Origin of the sequence: Bradyrhizobium sp. S3.2.6, from assembly GCF_040546885.1 — a bacterium.
In the GTDB taxonomy this organism is placed as follows: domain Bacteria; phylum Pseudomonadota; class Alphaproteobacteria; order Rhizobiales; family Xanthobacteraceae; genus Bradyrhizobium; species Bradyrhizobium cytisi.
Genome location: NZ_JBEPOS010000014.1, coordinates 79411 through 95052, shown reverse-complemented (window position 1 = coordinate 95052; position 15642 = coordinate 79411). Strand labels below are relative to the sequence as shown.

The following is a 15642-nucleotide window of genomic DNA, read 5'->3' as shown; positions in this document are numbered from 1 at the left end:
GATCTCAGTGGCGATACCCGACGCGCTCACAAAGAAAGCCGAGCACAGTCGCGGCCTTTCCCGATTTCCGCGCGCTTCCCCATGGAACTTATCATTTCTCGATTGGAGGTTTCAAAAAAGGCCCAACGCCTGACAAATCGCTCGCATAGCGCTTCCTTCCACATCCCCAGATAGAGATTCTTCGCATCTGCACCCACGAACATCAATGCGAAATCTGTCGGTAGCAAGTATTGGTGACCCGTAGTGCCTTCTCGTGAAAAATCTCTCTAGTTGCATGGCACCTTGCCATTCTGGCATTAAACCACGTGCACTAGGCTAAAGCGGCGAGGTTCCGGGTTTGGGCGGAGAACTAGCAATCGAAAAGCGCGAGAAGACGTCGTCGACTGCGGCACCCCACGTGCTTCTGTGCTTGGTTGTTTCTGCAGTCGTGGTAGCCGGTTCGTTCATCTGGCAGGGCCGCGTCGGATTCAATATGGGCGATGAAGGCTTCCTCTGGTACGGGGTTCGGCAGGTCCAAGCCGGTGAAGTGCCCATTCGCGATTTCATGGCGTACGATCCGGGCCGATACTATTGGTCGGCCGCATTGATGAGCTTTTTTGGAAGCAACAGTATCGTGGCGTTCCGGCTCGCAGGCGCGGTTTTTCAATTTCTTGGGCTCTTCGTCGGCCTGCTGATGCTTCCAGTCGTGGAAACAATGGTCGGCATCATGCGTCGTGCGTTGGCTGCATTAGTTCTGACGGCTTGGATGTTCAACTGGTATAAGGTTTACGACACCTCAGTATCGCTTTTTCTGATCGGCGCCCTGGCGTTGTTGGCCGAGCGGCCATCTCGCGGGCGCTTCTTTCTCGCTGGGGTTACCGTGGGCGTGGCCGCACTGTTTGGGCGAAATCACGGCGTCTATGGTCTCGCGGGTATTCTAGGGGTGGCAGCCTACATCGGCTGCATGAAGCGAAGCGTTGAGGGCATTCTATCCGGCCTGGTCTACTGCGCGATCGGCGTGGTCCTGGGTTATTCCCCGATCTTGATCATGCTCGCGGCTACCCCGGGTTTCGCAGAAGCCTACTGGGAAAGCATCCGATTTGTCCTCGACAAGGGCTCGACAAATCTTGCTCGTCCAGTTCCGTGGCCGTGGACGATTCCCGTCAGGGGCGTGCCACCGCTGACAGCTGCCGCCGACCTGCTCACTGGGGTCTACTATATGGCCATCCTTTTGTTTGGATTTGCTGCCCCCGCCTGGCTTTTCCGAAGCGCCCTGCTCAAGAAGCCGGTCGCGCCGCCGTTGGTTGCGGTTTCGATGCTTGCCCTGCCTTATGCCCACTATGCGTTCTCGCGAGCAGAGCTGTTTCATCTATCTCTGGGCATTTTTCCGTTCCTCGTCGGCACGTTCCTGATTCTCACAAAGCTACCGCGGCTGGCGCAACGAACGACGATGCTGCTCATTGTGTCTACAAGCGCCATCGTCGTGCTACCGGAGAATCCGGGATGGGATTGTCTCGTCATCGAACGGTGCGTAGTGATGCGAATCGGCGGCGACGACCTAAGCCTTCAGCCGCTGATCGCAGGCTTCGTGAGCAAGCTTGAAAGCACCGCGGCGGATTATGCGCCGGAGGGCGAACCTTTCCTGGTTACGCCATTGTGGCCCGCCGCTTATGCGTTGCTCGACCGCAAGTCGCCGATGTGGGACAGCCACGCGCTGTTTCCGCGACCGCCGGCCTTTGAGCAAAAGGAGATCGAGCGGATAAAAGCGGCAGGTCCGAAGTTCGTGCTCCTTCTGGATCAGGCGGTGGACGACCGCGACGATCTTCGCTTTCGCAATAGCCACCCGCTCATTTATCGGTATATCCAGGAGAACTTCGATCCCGTCGAGGACGGCAGGTGGCACCCCTCCATTTTTCAACTACTCAAGGCGCGATAGATGCTTTCTCCACCAATACGGCTAACCTGGCCTTCGCCAGCGAGCTGGGCAGGAATCGGGCAGAGCCTTGTTCGGCGCGGGACTGCGAGGGTTCACATGATACTTTCCCAAAATTTTGACTGACTGTATGTATTGGTCGCGCGGCGACTTCCTAGAAACTTCCAACCTTACGTCACCCTGTTGAACTTGATCCACATCGAGAGTCCAATTTGAGCACGGGAACCGCTATCGTTGACGACGCTGAACGAGGCCGCGAACAGGAGGCAACGCGCTTTCTTAGCCTCCGTGCGCTCGGCGGTGTCATACGCGAAAATGTCATTCTGCTTTTGCTTGTTCCGTTATTGGTAGGGCTGATTACATTTGTATCAACCGGCTTTCTACCCAAGTGGTACACGAGCGTCGCCTATCTGAACGTCGACGATGCCGGAGAGCGGAGCGCCGACGCATTGATGCGCACGCCACGGGTGCTAAGCAGGGTTATTGCCTCAAGGGCTGAGCTTCAGGGAACCCAGGAAGCGCGCAGCAGGTTGCTGGAGGCGCATCGCCGCATAGTGGTCGCGCCCGGCGACTTTCAGAAAACGGCCACGCTATTCCGCCTGGAGTACTCGGATCCCGACCCACATCTCGCACAAAAGATCAATTCGGCGTTCATCGAAGCTTGGTTGGAGGCGACCAAACCGCCACCCACCAAACGGGCTGGTATGGAGGCCGAGCTCATACGAAGGGAGGCCCGTCACAAGCTGGTTTCTCAATTGATTGATCGCGCGCAGAAGGATGCGGACCGGCTCGTCTCCGACGACCACAAGGAATTGCTTGCGGCATCGATCGCGGATCTGATCGCGAAGAACGACGAGAATGCGGGCGATATCGTCGCTCTCAAGAACGCGCTCGATGGTGTCTCACATGACGTGATCTTCACCGCTCCTGACCTGCCGGAAGAGCCGAGCTGGCCAAAACGAGGCATCATCACGGTGCTAACGACCTTCGCTGCAGGTCTGCTCGGGCTCACGTTCGTGATAGCGCGCTGGATGTGGCGGGCTGGGCGCTAGTCGAGCCAAACGCTCATCGATGCCTACTCTCGCCGCAGCGCAGTCTAATCCACAAACACCACCGTCTTGCGGCCGTTGAGGATGACGCGGTCGTCGAGGTGATAGCGGATCGCACGCGCCAGCACGCGGCGCTCGATGTCGCGGCCCTTGCGGACGAGATCTTCCGGCGTGTCGCGGTGGCTGATGCGCTCGACGTCCTGGTCGATGATGGGGCCTTCGTCGAGATCGCGCGTGACGTAATGGGCGGTCGCGCCGATCAGCTTCACACCGCGCTCATGAGCCTGGTGATAGGGCTTTGCACCCTTGAAGCCCGGCAGGAACGAGTGATGGATATTGATGCAGCGGCCGGAGAGCTTGGCCGACAGGTCATCCGACAGGATCTGCATGTAGCGGGCGAGCACCACGAGATCGGTCCCGGTCTTGGCGACGAGATCGAGGATCTGCGCCTCCTGCTCACGCTTGGTCTCCTTGGTGACCGGCAGGTAATGGAACGGGATGCCGCCGAAATCGAGCCCGGAATAGACCTCGCGCGGATGGTTGGAAACGATCGCGGCCAAGGTCATCGGCAATTCGCCGGTGCGCCAGCGGTAGAGGATGTCGACCAGGCAGTGGTCGGACTTCGACACCAGCAGCATCACCTTGCGATGCGCCGCGCGATCCCGCATCTGCCACGCCATGCCGAAACGCTCGGCGATCGCGGCAAAGCCGGTCTGAAGCGCAGCCAGCTCCACGACAAGATCCGCCGCGGTGAACACGACGCGCATGAAGAATTTCTTGGTCTCGACGTCGTCAAACTGCTGGGCGTCGAGAATGTTCTGTCCGGAATTCGCCAGGAAGGTCGACACCGCCGAGACGATGCCGGGGCGATCCGGACAGGACAGGGTCAGAACATATTGATGATCGGGCATGGTTCTTGAAGAATGGCTCTTGATGACGGTTTGTGCAAAGGCCGCGGAACGGCCCGCGATTTGCGTCCTGCTCTAGCACCGACGCGGCCCTTGCGCCAATCCCGACGACGGTGCCAAGATGAACGGACGATTGCGATTTTTGCTCACTGGAGCATGCCCAATGGCCGACCGTTTGACCGGCACCCGCATCCTGATCCTGGAAACCCGCGAGGAGGCGCAGTTCTCAAAACTCCTGGCCGAGCAAGGCGCCGAGGTCGTGCAGTGCCCGATGTTCACCATCCAGGATGCACCGGACCCTGCCCCGGTCGAGGCCTGGATCCGCCGCGCCATCGACAAGCCGCTTGACGACCTCGTGCTGATGACCGGTGAAGGCCTGCGGCGGCTCGTGAAGCTCGCGCGCGCACGCAGCCTCGACCAGGCCTTTGTCGCGGCGCTGGCCAAATCGCGAAAATTCACGCGCGGCCCGAAGCCCGGCAAGGCGCTACGCGAGAACGGGCTTGAGGCGCAGCAGACCACTGAGAAGCCGACCACCGAGGGCGTGATCGAGATGCTGGGCAAGCTCGACCTCAGGGGACGCCGCCTCGGGCTTCAGCTTTATCCGGACAAGGATCACAGCACGCTGACCGGCGCGTTGGCCGCGCAAGGCGCCGAGGTCGATACTGTTTTGCCTTACGTCTACGATTCCAAGGCTGCGGACGCCAACATCGTCACCGCCATCGACGACATGGCGGAGGGACGGATCGATGCCATCGCGCTGACCAATCTCGGCCAGGTCCGCCGCCTGATCGAGGCCGCCAAAGCCCATGGCAGCGAGGCGAAGTTGCGCGCGGGATTCGAGCGCACGTTGATCGCCTCGGTGGGACCTGCTGTCTCGGGTGAGCTTGCCGCGCATGGCCTGCAAACCGACATCTCGCCTGCGGACGACGCCTATTTCATGCGTCCACTGATCTCGGCAATGGCTGCGGCGCTCGCAGAGCGGAAGCCGAGATCAGCAGTGAGGTAAGTGCCCGGCGCAGGGGCGGCCCGCAGCAGCTGTGATTGACACGCGGATCGTCGGCGCTAGGTTGCCGAACAGCAAGAAGAAACAACAAGGGCAGGAATCGCCGTGACACGAGTCATCGCGTTGTGAGTACAACCGCGCGGCGTTCGGCGCTCGCACCATTCCGCATCCGCAACTACCGCTTCCAGTGGCCGTCCGACCTGCTCACCTCCTGGGCGTTCGAGATCGAGACGCTCGTGCTCGGCTGGTACATCCTGGTCGAGACAGGTTCGGTGCTGCTGCTCACCGTTCTCGCATCGCTGCAATATGTCGGAACGCTGATTGCTCCGGTGCTCGGGATGGTCGGTGATCGCATGGGTCACCGCGATCTTCTTGTCGTGCTACGTCTCACCTATACGGTACTCGCCTCGACCATCATGGTGCTGGCGCTGACCGGTCATCTGGCGCCGCTCAAGGTGATGATCATTGTGACGATCATGGGCCTGATCCGTTCCTCGGATCTCGGCCTTCGCAGCGCGCTTCTCGCCGACATCATGCCGGCCGAGCTGCTGGTGGGGGCGATCAGCCTGTCACGCACGACCCAGGACAGCGCGCGCATCGCCGGGGCACTGACGGGAGCCGGACTATTCGCGACCTTCGGCATCGGTAAAGTCTATGCAGTGATCGCCTGCCTTTATTTTGTGGCCGCGATACTGATGCTGTGCCTGACCCGACCGGCGAAGTCCGCCGAGCATCGCGCGGTCGAGAGCCATTCGGGCTCGCGGCTGTTGCGCGATCTCAAGGAAGGCATCGTGTATTCCTGGAACGGGCCGGCAATGCTGGCAGCGCTTTGCGTTGCGTTCCTGGCCAATCTCACCGCATTTCCGCTGACGAATGGATTGTTGCCCTACATCGCGCGCGACATCTTTCATACCGACCAGACCGGCCTCGGATATCTCTCGGCGAGCTTCGCCTTGGGCTCGCTGATCGGCTCCGTCACGCTCAGTCTGGTCAGCGGCCTGCGCATTGCCCGGCTCCTGATCGGCGCGACGCTGGCGTGGTACACAATGTTGCTCGTGTTCGTCGAAATCAGAACCATGCCGGTGGCCATGGCCTGCCTCCTGCTCACCGGCATCGCCCAGAGCATGTCGATGATTTCCGCTGCCGTGATCCTGATGCGGACAGCCAGCGCGCACCTGCGCGGTCGCGTGATGGGGGTGCGCATGATGGTCATCTACGGCCTGCCGATCGGATTGCTCGCGGCCGGCAGCATGATCGACATCATCGGCTATTCTGCGACGGGGTCGCTCTACGCCGCCGCCGGATTCATCGCGATGCTGGCCATCGCCATCCGCTGGCGCGCCGACCTCTGGCCGGTGCACGCGCCCGCCAATGCGCGCTAATCGCCATACCCGCGCAGCCGATCGATATCGAGAATCGTGACGCCGCCATATTCGAGCCGCAGCAGCCCTTCCTTCTCCAGCCGGTTCAGCGCGCGGTTGGCGTTCTGGCGCGACATGCCGGAAAGCGCGCCAATCTCCTCCTGGGTAATCTCCAGATGCGCGGTCGATTCCGGATAGAGAATCGGGTTGAACAGCGAAGCCATGCTGCGAGCGAGGCGCGAAGTCGCATCGAGCGTGCGGTTGACCTCGAGCATGCCGATGAACTGGCCGAGCCGCTCGTTGAGCTGACGCACCAGGAAGCGGTTGAAGCCGACGCTGTTCTCGAACAACCACATGAAGGCAGCGCGTTCCATCAACGCAACGCGGCTGTCGCGCAGCGCGACCACGTCGTAGCGGCGCAGCTCGTTCTTGAGCACGCTGCCCTCGCCGAACCAGGCGCCCGCCGTAAGCCCGGCAAGGCTCGTCTCCTTGCCGTCGCGCGAAACCCCGCCCATGCGGGCAAGGCCGCTCACCATGCCGGCCCAATAATCGAATTTGTCGCCGCGCATGAACACGGTCTCGCCGGTGCCGTAGGACCGCTCCGTGATCCCGGCACGGGCGACCTCGATCTCCGCTGCCGTGAGCTCACGCGACCAGGCGGCGACGCGCTTCAGTTGATCCTCTGAAATCATGACCCCGAAGCCAGTCGCACCGTTTCGTCACTCCGTCCTTCTGTTGCACTGCAACATGATCGTTCCGGCCACCACCCGACGAAAGGTGTAGGGTCACGGCCGCCCGAAAAACTTTGTCGCAGAATTGTCAGGCCGGAGACATTTCAAAATAGCGCTTTCCCCTATTGAGAGCCACCTCGGGTGATGCGGCTTTTGATCCCAAACGGGTACGAAAGTGGCGCGGCTCCGGTCGGGACCATGTGCTGCATGGCCTCACCGGCACGACCGTACTAGGATTAACCGGGAGGAACGGACGAAGAGCGCCACTGAATGCGCCATCACCGGGAGGGATCTGTTTGGTGGCTACCAGTCTCGAAGTGCGCGGCGTGTCCTTGCGGTTCGGCGGCGTTCGTGCGCTGACCGATGTCAGCTTCGCCATCAATGCGGGCGAGCTGTTCTCGATCATCGGCCCCAATGGGGCCGGCAAGACCTCGATCGTGAACTGTATTTCCGGCCGCTACAAGCCGACGGAAGGCCAGCTGTTCTACCAGGGCCGCGACATCACCGGCCTGACGCCGAATGCGCGTCCCACGCTCGGCATCGGCCGCACCTTCCAGAACCTCGCCCTGTTCCACCACATGAGCGTGCTCGACAACATCATGGTCGGCCGCCATCACCTCCTGAAGAACAATTTCCTCACGGGATCGCTGTACTGGCTCACCGGCGCGCGCAAGGAAGAGCTCGAGCACCGTCGCAAGGTGGAGGAGATCATCGACTTCCTCGACCTCCAGTCGGTGCGGAAGGCGCCAGCCGGCACCCTCTCCTACGGCCTGCGCAAGCGCGTCGAGCTTGCGCGTGCCATGGCGCTGGAGCCGCGCCTCATCCTCCTCGACGAGCCGATGGCCGGCATGAACTTCGAGGAGAAGGAGGACATGGCCCGCTACATCGTCGACCTCAACGAGGAGTTCGGCATGACGGTGGTGATGATCGAGCACGACATGGGCGTGGTGATGGACATCTCCCACCGCGTCATGGTGCTGGATTTCGGCCGCAAGATCGCCGAGGGCGATCCCGCCGCCGTGCTCGCCGATCCCCACGTCAGACGCGCTTATCTCGGCGAGGAGGACGAGGTTCTGGTCGATCCCGACGATGCGCCGCCGGCGCAGGAGAGCGCGGCATGATGGATTATGCAGGCCGCGTCGCCCAGGCCGACACCTATCCAAAGATGCTCCGGCTCAATGCAAAAGAGCACGGCAACGAGATCGCGCTGCGCGAAAAAGATCTCGGCCTCTGGCGCCCCTTCACCTGGAACGACTACCAGACCCGCGTGCGCGATTTCGCGCTCGGGCTGATCGAACTCGGCCTTGGCCGCGGCGACGTCATCGGCATCATCGGCGACAACCGGCCGGACTGGGTTGCGGCGGAAGTAGCCACCCACGCGATTGGCGGATTGAGCCTCGGGCTTTATCGCGACGTTCTCGACGAAGAGGCCTCCTATCTCCTCAATTACGGCGAGGCCCAGCTGGTCTTTGCTGAGGACGAGGAGCAGGTCGACAAGCTGCTGACGCTGGCCGAGCGCGTGCCGCGGCTGAAGCACATCATCTATTCCGATCCGCGCGGGATGCGGAAATATGACGACCCCAGGCTGATGTCGGCGGAGAAATTCGCCGAGCTCGGACGTGCCCGCGCGACCCGCGAGCCGGAGCTCTACGACAAGCTCGTCGACGCCACCAACGGCGACGATGTCGCCATCCTCTGCACCACGTCGGGTACCACGTCGCATCCGAAGCTCGCGATGCTCGCAGCCAGCCGCGTGCTCGGCCATTGCGCGACCTATCTCGCCTTCGACCCGAAGGGCCCGGACGACGAATACGTCTCGGTGCTCCCGTTGCCGTGGATCATGGAGCAGGTCTATGTGCTCGGCAAAGGCCTGCTCTGCCGAATGAAGATCAACTTCGTCGAAGAGCCGGATACGATGATGAACGATCTGCGCGAGATCGCGCCGACGTTCGTGCTGTTTGCGCCGCGCGTCTGGGAATCGATCGCCGCCGACGTCCGCGCCAAGGTGATGGATGCGACGCCCTTCAAGCAGCGTCTGTTCGACATCGGCATGAAGTCGGGTCTCGCTGCACTCGAACAGGGCAAGCGCTCGGGCTTTGCCGACGCCGTCCTGTTCCGCGCCCTGCGCGACCGGCTCGGCTTCACGCGGCTGCGTTCGGCCGCTACCGGCGGCGCAGCGCTCGGCCCTGATACCTTCAAGTTCTTCCAGGCCATGGGCGTGCCGCTGCGCACGCTCTATGGCCAGACCGAGCTGCTGGGGGCCTACACGCTGCATCCCGCGGGCAAGGTCGACCCCGACACGACGGGCGTGCCGATGGCGGACAGCGTCGAGATCCGCATCGACAATGCCGACGTCCATGGCGTCGGCGAGATCGTGGTGCGGCACCCCAACATGTTTCTCGGCTATTACAAGAACCCGGAGGCGAGCGTCGCCGATATCCGCGACGGCTGGATGCTGTCGGGCGATGCCGGCTATTTCAACGCGAACCGCCAGCTTGTCGTCATCGACCGCATCAAGGATCTCGCCGAGACATCGCGCGGCGAACGCTTCTCGCCGCAGTTCATCGAGAACAAGCTGAAGTTCTCGCCTTACATCGCAGAGGCGGTGGTGTTAGGCGCAGGGCGCGACGCGCTCGCGGTGATGATCTGCATCCGCTACTCCATCATCTCGAAATGGGCGGAGAAGAACCGGCTCTCGTTCACGACCTACAGCGACCTCGCCTCGCGCCCCGAAGTCTATGCGCTGCTGCAGAAGGAGGTCGAAACCGTCAACGCGACGCTGCCGCCGGCGCAGCGCATCTCCCGCTTCCTTCTACTCTACAAGGAGCTCGACGCCGACGATGGCGAGCTCACCCGCACCCGAAAAGTGCGCCGCAGCGTCATCAACGAGAAATATGAAGGCATCATCGACGCTATCTACCGCGGCACCGCCGACATCCCCGTCGACACCGTGATCCGCTTCCAGGACGGTACCACGCAGCGCGTGCGAACGACATTGCGGGTCGTGGATCTCGGCGGGCACGGTCCCATGGCGGAGGCTGCAGAGTGAACTTGCTTCCAATCCAGGGCCAGCAATCGATCCGCCCCTTCCTACCCAAGCCGGGAGAGGCGAAGGATAGCATTACATGAACACCGCCTTCCTCATCCAGCTCCTGGTCAACGGCCTCGTGGTCGGCACGCTTTATGGCGTGGTCGCGATGTCGTTCGTGCTGATCTACAAGGCGACGCAGGTCGTCAATTTCGCGCAAGGTGAATTGCTGCTGGTCGGCGCCTGGGTGTGCTGGACCCTGCTCGCGAAATACCAGGTGCCGTTCTGGGTCGGCATGCCGATGACGCTGGTGTTCATGTTCGTGTTCGGCATCGCGATCCAGGTCCTGATCCTGCGGCCGATGATTGGCGAGCCCATCATTTCGGTGATCATGGTGACGATCGGCCTCTCCACCGTGCTGCAGGCGACGCTGAAATGGATGTTCGGCGTCAACCCGCAGCCATTCCCGCGCGTGTTCGAGAGCCAGTCGGTCGGCCTGTTCGGCCTCCAGATCCAGACCGTCTATGTCATGAGCCTGGTCGTGTCGGTGGCGATGATGATCGGCATGGCCTGGTTCTTCCGCGCCTCGAAGTACGGCCTTGCGATGCGCGCCACCGCCTTCAACCAGCAGGTGGCACAGTCGCTCGGCATTTCCGTGAAGAGCGTGTTTGCGATGGCCTGGGCGATCTCGGCCACCGTCTCCGCGGTCGCCGGCGTCGTCGTCGCCGTGGTGAACGGCGTGTCCTCGGGTCTTGCCGGCTACGGCATCAAGGTGTTCCCGGCGGCAATCCTCGGCGGGCTCGATTCCGTCGGCGGCGCGGTGCTCGGCGGCATCATCATCGGGCTCCTGGAAAACATCGCGCAATATGTCGACAGCGAGTACCTGCATTGGGGCAATCTCTACGAGATCGCGCCGTTCTACGTCCTCATCATCGTGCTGATGATCAAGCCTTATGGCCTGTTCGGCACCCATGACATCGAGCGGATCTGATCCATGGCCGGCCCTGCCCTCATCCCTGCTGGTGACTTCCGCACCTCCTACGCGGCCGACACCACGATCTTCCCGACCACGACCAGCCGCAACTTTGCGATTCTCGGCGTGTTGCTGCTCTGCCTCGTGCCGCAGTTCCTCGGCGGCTACTGGCTCAGTATTCTCATTCAGATCGGCATCTTCTCGATTGCGGCGCTGGGGCTGAACATCCTGGTCGGCTTCACCGGCCAGATCTCGATCGGGCACGCCGCCTTCTTCCTGCTCGGCGCCTTCAGCTCGGCCTACATCTCCAACAACGCGCCGATCCCGGTATTCTTCGCGATTCCGCTCGCGGGTGTCGTCACCGCGCTCGTCGGGCTGATCTTCGGCATTCCGGCGGCGCGGCTGAAGGGTCTTTACCTCGTCATCGCGACGCTGGCCGCGCAGTACATTCTGCTCGATTTCTTCTCGCGCGCGGAGTGGTTCACCGGCGGCTCGGTGCCGGCCAGCGCCGAGCCGTTCTCGATCTTCGGCTATACGCTGCGCGGCGACCGGCAGTATTTCTATGTCGTGCTGGCCTATGTGATCGCGAGCTACGTCCTCGTCACCAATCTGATGCGCACGCGCGACGGCCGCGCGCTGGTGGCGATCCGCGACCATTATCTGTCCGCCGAGATCATGGGCATCAACCTCACCAAATATCGCACGCTGTCGTTCGGGCTCGCCGCCTTCTTCGCCGGCATCGCCGGCGCGCTCTATGCGCATTACCAGCTGGTGGTCTCGCAGGAAGGCTTTGGCATCGAGCGCTCGATCCTGTTCCTCGCCATGATCATCATCGGCGGCACCGGCTCGATCATGGGCACGCTGATGGGCACCGCCTTCGTGGTGCTGCTGCCGGAGACGATGGAGTTCATCAGCCTCTCCTTGAAGGGCGGCGCGATCGACAAGGCGCTCTCGCTCAACAACAACATCACCTTCCTGCGCGAGATCGCGATCGGGGTGATCATCATCGCATTCCTGATGTTCGAGCCGGACGGCCTCGCGCATCGCTGGCGGCAGATCAAGGCGTACTGGAAACTCTACCCGTTCTCGCATTGAGCGCGGAAACTGCACTTAAACAATAAACCGGAGGAACCGACCCATGACAATGAAGTCCCTTTTGAGCACCGCGTCGCTCGTGCTTGCGATCGCAGCCTACTCGGCCAGCGCGCAGGCGCAGATCGCGATCGGGCATCTCGCCGATTATTCCGGCGGCACCTCCGACGTCGGCACGCCCTATGGCCAGGCCGTCGCCGACACCTTCGCCTGGGTCAACAAGAATGGCGGCATCGGCGGCAAGCAGGTCAGCGTCGACACCAACGACTATAGCTACCAGGTGCCGAAGGCGATCGCGCTGTACAAGAAGTGGTCGGCACCGGACAGCAAGGTGGCGGCAATCATGGGCTGGGGTACGGCGGATACCGAGGCACTCACCGGCTTCCTCGCCCAGGACAAGATCCCCGACCTCTCCGGCTCCTATGCCGCGGCCCTGACGGATCCCGAAGGCACCAGCGGCAAGGCCAAGCCCGCGCCCTACAATTTCTTCTACGGCCCGAGCTATTCGGACTCGCTGCGCGCGATGCTGATCTGGGCGGCCGAGGACTGGAAGGCCAAGGGCAAGCCCGGCAAGCCGAAATTCGTGCATATGGGCGCCAACCATCCCTACCCGAACGCGCCGAAGGCCGCCGGCGAAGCCATGGCGCAGGAGCTCGGCTTCGAGGTGCTCCCCCCGCTGGTGTTCGCGCTTGCGCCGGGTGACTACAGCGCGCAGTGCCTGAGCCTCAAATCCTCGGGCGCCAACTACGCCTATCTCGGCAACACCGCGGCCTCCAACATCTCGGTGATGAAGGCCTGCAAGACCGCCGGCGCCGAGGTGCAGTTCCTCGGCAATGTCTGGGGCATGGACGAGAACGCTGCCAAGACCGCGGGCGACGCCGCCAATGGCGTGATCTTCCCGCTGCGCACTTCGGTGAGCTGGGGTGGCGATGCGCCCGGCATGAAGACGGTGATGGAGATCTCCAAGATGTCCGACCCCACCGGCAAGGTTTATCGCCCCGTGCACTACATCGCCGCCGTCTGCTCGGCGCTCTACATGAAGGAGGCGCTCGACTGGGCCGCCAAGAACGGCGGCGCAACCGGCGAGAACGTCGCCAAAGGCTTCTACCAGAAAAAGGATTGGGTGCCGGCCGGCATGGATGGCGTCTGCGCGCCCTCGACCTGGACCGACAAGGATCATCGCGGCACCCTGAAGGTCGAGCTCTATCGCACCAAGATCTCGGGCGCGACCGACGGCGATCTCAACGACCTCATGGCCAAGGGCACGATCAAGCTCGAGAAGGTCAAGACAGTCGAGCTGCCGCGCAAGCCGGAACTGCTGGGCTGGTGAGCCTCGCCGTTTCCCCAACCGCAACTGTCATCCCCCGCCTTGTGCGCAACGCGCACTGGAGCGGGGGACCCAGTACGCCGCAGCTTCTCGGTGAAACTCCGGCGTCTCTGGAATACTGGGTCACTCGCCCCAGTGTGCAATTGCGCACAAGGCGGGGTGACGACATCGAGAGAGTAACTGTCCATGAGTGAAGTGGCTCACACTGAGCGTCCCTCGCCCAGCATAGTGCCCGCGCCGCCCCTTCTTGCCGTGCGCAACATCGAGGTCGTCTATGACGACGTCATCCTGGTGCTGCGTGGCCTCAGCCTCGATGTGCCCAAGGGCGCGATCGTCGCGCTGCTGGGGGCCAACGGTGCCGGCAAGTCGACGACGCTGAAAGCGATCTCGGGGCTGCTCAAGACCGAGGACGGCGAGGTCACGCGCGGCGAGATCCTGTTCGGGGGCGAGCGGATCAACGGCATCGATCCCGACAAGATCGCCCGCCGCGGCATCTTCCAGGTGATGGAAGGTCGCCGCATCGTCTCCGACATGACGTCGCTGGAGAACCTCAAGCTCGGCGCCTTCACCCGCAGGGATCGCGGGGTCGATGCCGACCTCGACATGGTCTTCAATTATTTCCCGCGTCTGAAGGAGCGCACCGGACTGGCCGGCTATCTCTCCGGCGGCGAGCAGCAGATGCTCGCGATCGGCCGCGCGCTGATGGCGGGCCCGAAGATGATTTTGATGGACGAGCCTTCGATGGGCCTGTCGCCGCTGCTGGTGAAAGAGGTGTTTTCGATCATCCAGAAGATCAACCGCGACCTCGGCGTCACCATCCTGCTGGTCGAGCAGAACGCGCGCGCCGCGCTGTCGGTGGCAAGCCACGGTTACATCATGGAGCAGGGCAAGGTCGTGCTCGACGGCACCGCCGACGAGCTGCGGGACAACGAGGACGTCAAGGAATTCTATCTCGGCGGCGCCGGCGACCAGCGCAAGAGTTTTAAAAACCTCAAAAGCTTCAAGCGCCGCAAGCGCTGGCTTTAACTTTCCAGCACCTGTTCCGCTTCGGTGACTGCGCAGAGAACATGATAGAACGACGACGCAGGAATGGTGTCGACCAGCGATTTGCCGTCGCTGTCGAACTGGTCGTACCAGCCGCCCCGCACGGGATGGCTGAGGTAATGCCGTTCGAGCCGCACCAACGCCGCGCGCGCCTCATCCGCCGCGCCCGCCTCGCCGGACTCGGCCTGCGCAATCCACGCTTTCGCGATCTCGGTCTGCGGCCACAGCCGGCGCGTCGAGCGACGGATGTTGCCGGTATCGTCGCCCTCGTCGACGAGGCAGCCGGTGGCCGTGTCGCGATAGCGCAGCGCGGTCGCCAGCAGCTCTGCGCGCCGCTGTCCGGTCGGGCAGCCCGTGATGCGCTCAAACCCCTTCAGCAGCCAGACCCATTCCGCCTGGTGGCCCGGCTCGACGCTGACCGGTTCGATCTTCGACCAGTCCTCCTCGAAATATTCGCCGAGCGCACACTTCCGCTTGTCGTAGAGATTGGCGAGGAACAGCGCGAAGAATTCACCGGCGCGATTCTGGAACGACAGATCGTGGGTCGCGTCGAAGCACGCGATCATCGCCTCGAACAGATGCATATGCGGGTTCTGCCGGCGCGGCAGCGACACCGGCAGGCTCTCGTGCACACCGCCATGCGGCGAGCGCAGATGGCCGTCGAGGAAGGCGAGCAGCGCGTCGATCTCGGCGCGAATTTGCGCGTCGTTGTCGAGCGCATAAACGGCCGCCAGCGCAAACAGGATGAAGGCGTGGTCGTAGGCATCGCGCCGCGCGTCCAGCACAGAACCGTCCGGCGCCAGCCGATGCACATAGCCAGGCCGGCCGTCGGGCGCCTTCGCTTTGCTGAGCAGATGCTCCAGCCCCTTCAGCGCGATGGCGCGTCCTTCGGGGTACCACCCCATCTGCGCCGCCTTGGCGTAGCACCAGATCTGGCGGGCCTGCACGAACACCCGGCGAGGCGCCGAGGCATCCGCCGTGCCGTCGCGATGCAGCCGGTCGATGAAACCGCCCGCTTGGCGGTCCCAGCCGACGGTCGACCACAGCGGGATCGCGTCCTCGATCATGCGGCGCTTCAGGCGCGCGACGACGTCGGCCGCCTCTTCCGCCGGAATGATGCTCTCGTCCGCCATTGCGTTCTCTCCGCGCCCCGCCAATGGCCGTCTGATACCCATGCGAGCGGCGGCGTGCAACGGATGCCAACCCGGAAAGAC

The 15642-nt window shown here is 62.7% G+C and carries 13 protein-coding genes; 10 read left to right on the top strand and 3 right to left on the bottom strand.

Annotation, left to right across the window (positions count from 1 at the left end; all coding sequences use genetic code 11):
* Positions 1–409 precede the first annotated feature (409 nt).
* Together ABID58_RS23465 and ABID58_RS23460 are read left to right on the top strand one after the other, a co-directional pair.
* The gene (locus tag ABID58_RS23465; RefSeq protein ID WP_354034994.1) at positions 410–1915 is read left to right on the top strand and encodes a hypothetical protein; all 1506 of its coding nucleotides are present in this window, start codon (positions 410–412) and stop codon (positions 1913–1915) included.
* A gap of 209 nt (positions 1916–2124) precedes the next feature.
* Positions 2125–2964 (top strand): hypothetical protein, encoded by an 840-nt coding sequence (locus tag ABID58_RS23460; protein WP_354034992.1) that lies wholly within the window; start codon positions 2125–2127, stop codon positions 2962–2964.
* Positions 2965–3008: 44 nt separating this feature from the next.
* Here the strand turns inward: ABID58_RS23460 and purU are convergent, their stop codons facing one another.
* The gene (purU, locus tag ABID58_RS23455; RefSeq protein ID WP_354034990.1) at positions 3009–3872 is read right to left on the bottom strand and encodes a formyltetrahydrofolate deformylase; all 864 of its coding nucleotides are present in this window, start codon (positions 3870–3872) and stop codon (positions 3009–3011) included.
* Positions 3873–4032: 160 nt separating this feature from the next.
* Here purU and ABID58_RS23450 point away from each other — a divergent pair, with 160 nt between their 5' ends.
* Both ABID58_RS23450 and ABID58_RS23445 read left to right on the top strand, forming a co-directional pair.
* Positions 4033–4875 carry a uroporphyrinogen-III synthase gene (locus ABID58_RS23450; RefSeq protein ID WP_354034988.1) on the top strand — a complete coding sequence of 281 codons (843 nt, stop codon included), beginning with the start codon at positions 4033–4035 and terminating at the stop codon, positions 4873–4875.
* 122 nt (positions 4876–4997) lie between these two features.
* Positions 4998–6254 (top strand): MFS transporter, encoded by a 1257-nt coding sequence (locus ABID58_RS23445; RefSeq protein WP_354034986.1) that lies wholly within the window; start codon positions 4998–5000, stop codon positions 6252–6254.
* On the opposite strand, the gene ABID58_RS23440 is transcribed toward ABID58_RS23445, so the two are convergent.
* Positions 6251–6925: a Crp/Fnr family transcriptional regulator gene (locus ABID58_RS23440; RefSeq protein ID WP_354034984.1), complete on the bottom strand. Its 675-nt coding sequence runs from the start codon at positions 6923–6925 to the stop codon at positions 6251–6253. The two genes, ABID58_RS23445 and ABID58_RS23440, sit on opposite strands and share 4 nt — an antisense overlap.
* 338 nt (positions 6926–7263) lie before the next feature.
* Between ABID58_RS23440 and ABID58_RS23435 the strand changes: the two genes are divergently transcribed.
* The 6 genes from ABID58_RS23435 (at position 7264) to ABID58_RS23410 (ending at position 14410) form a co-directional block, all read left to right on the top strand.
* Positions 7264–8085 carry an ABC transporter ATP-binding protein gene (locus tag ABID58_RS23435; protein WP_354034983.1) on the top strand — a complete coding sequence of 274 codons (822 nt, stop codon included), beginning with the start codon at positions 7264–7266 and terminating at the stop codon, positions 8083–8085.
* Complete coding sequence (locus tag ABID58_RS23430; protein WP_354034982.1) at positions 8082–10013, top strand: long-chain fatty acid--CoA ligase; 1932 nt, start codon at positions 8082–8084, stop codon at positions 10011–10013. Before ABID58_RS23435 ends, ABID58_RS23430 begins: the two co-directional genes overlap by 4 nt.
* A gap of 76 nt (positions 10014–10089) precedes the next feature.
* A complete protein-coding gene (locus tag ABID58_RS23425; protein ID WP_354034980.1) occupies positions 10090–10983 on the top strand; it encodes a branched-chain amino acid ABC transporter permease in 894 nt (297 codons plus the stop codon).
* A gap of 3 nt (positions 10984–10986) precedes the next feature.
* The gene (locus ABID58_RS23420; protein ID WP_354034979.1) at positions 10987–12060 is read left to right on the top strand and encodes a branched-chain amino acid ABC transporter permease; all 1074 of its coding nucleotides are present in this window, start codon (positions 10987–10989) and stop codon (positions 12058–12060) included.
* Between the two features lie 43 nt (positions 12061–12103).
* On the top strand, positions 12104–13387 hold the full coding sequence (locus ABID58_RS23415) for an ABC transporter substrate-binding protein (protein WP_354034977.1): 1284 nt from the start codon (positions 12104–12106) through the stop codon (positions 13385–13387).
* Positions 13388–13570: 183 nt separating this feature from the next.
* Positions 13571–14410: an ABC transporter ATP-binding protein gene (locus tag ABID58_RS23410; RefSeq protein ID WP_354034975.1), complete on the top strand. Its 840-nt coding sequence runs from the start codon at positions 13571–13573 to the stop codon at positions 14408–14410.
* Here the strand turns inward: ABID58_RS23410 and ABID58_RS23405 are convergent.
* On the bottom strand, positions 14407–15561 hold the full coding sequence (locus tag ABID58_RS23405) for an AGE family epimerase/isomerase (RefSeq protein ID WP_354034973.1): 1155 nt from the start codon (positions 15559–15561) through the stop codon (positions 14407–14409). The genes ABID58_RS23410 and ABID58_RS23405 overlap by 4 nt on opposite strands.
* Positions 15562–15642 lie beyond the last annotated feature (81 nt).

What these genes read in the sequence shown, in the direction of transcription:
- purU (WP_354034990.1), bottom strand. Translation starts at nt 3,872, where the DNA reads ATGCCCGATCATCAATATGTTCTGACCCTGTCCTGTCCGGATCGCCCC.
- ABID58_RS23450 (WP_354034988.1), top strand. Translation starts at nt 4,033, where the DNA reads ATGGCCGACCGTTTGACCGGCACCCGCATCCTGATCCTGGAAACCCGC.
- ABID58_RS23440 (WP_354034984.1), bottom strand. Translation starts at nt 6,925, where the DNA reads ATGATTTCAGAGGATCAACTGAAGCGCGTCGCCGCCTGGTCGCGTGAG.
- ABID58_RS23430 (WP_354034982.1), top strand. Translation starts at nt 8,082, where the DNA reads ATGATGGATTATGCAGGCCGCGTCGCCCAGGCCGACACCTATCCAAAG.
- ABID58_RS23425 (WP_354034980.1), top strand. Translation starts at nt 10,090, where the DNA reads ATGAACACCGCCTTCCTCATCCAGCTCCTGGTCAACGGCCTCGTGGTC.
- ABID58_RS23420 (WP_354034979.1), top strand. Translation starts at nt 10,987, where the DNA reads ATGGCCGGCCCTGCCCTCATCCCTGCTGGTGACTTCCGCACCTCCTAC.
- ABID58_RS23415 (WP_354034977.1), top strand. Translation starts at nt 12,104, where the DNA reads ATGACAATGAAGTCCCTTTTGAGCACCGCGTCGCTCGTGCTTGCGATC.
- ABID58_RS23410 (WP_354034975.1), top strand. Translation starts at nt 13,571, where the DNA reads ATGAGTGAAGTGGCTCACACTGAGCGTCCCTCGCCCAGCATAGTGCCC.
- ABID58_RS23405 (WP_354034973.1), bottom strand. Translation starts at nt 15,561, where the DNA reads ATGGCGGACGAGAGCATCATTCCGGCGGAAGAGGCGGCCGACGTCGTC.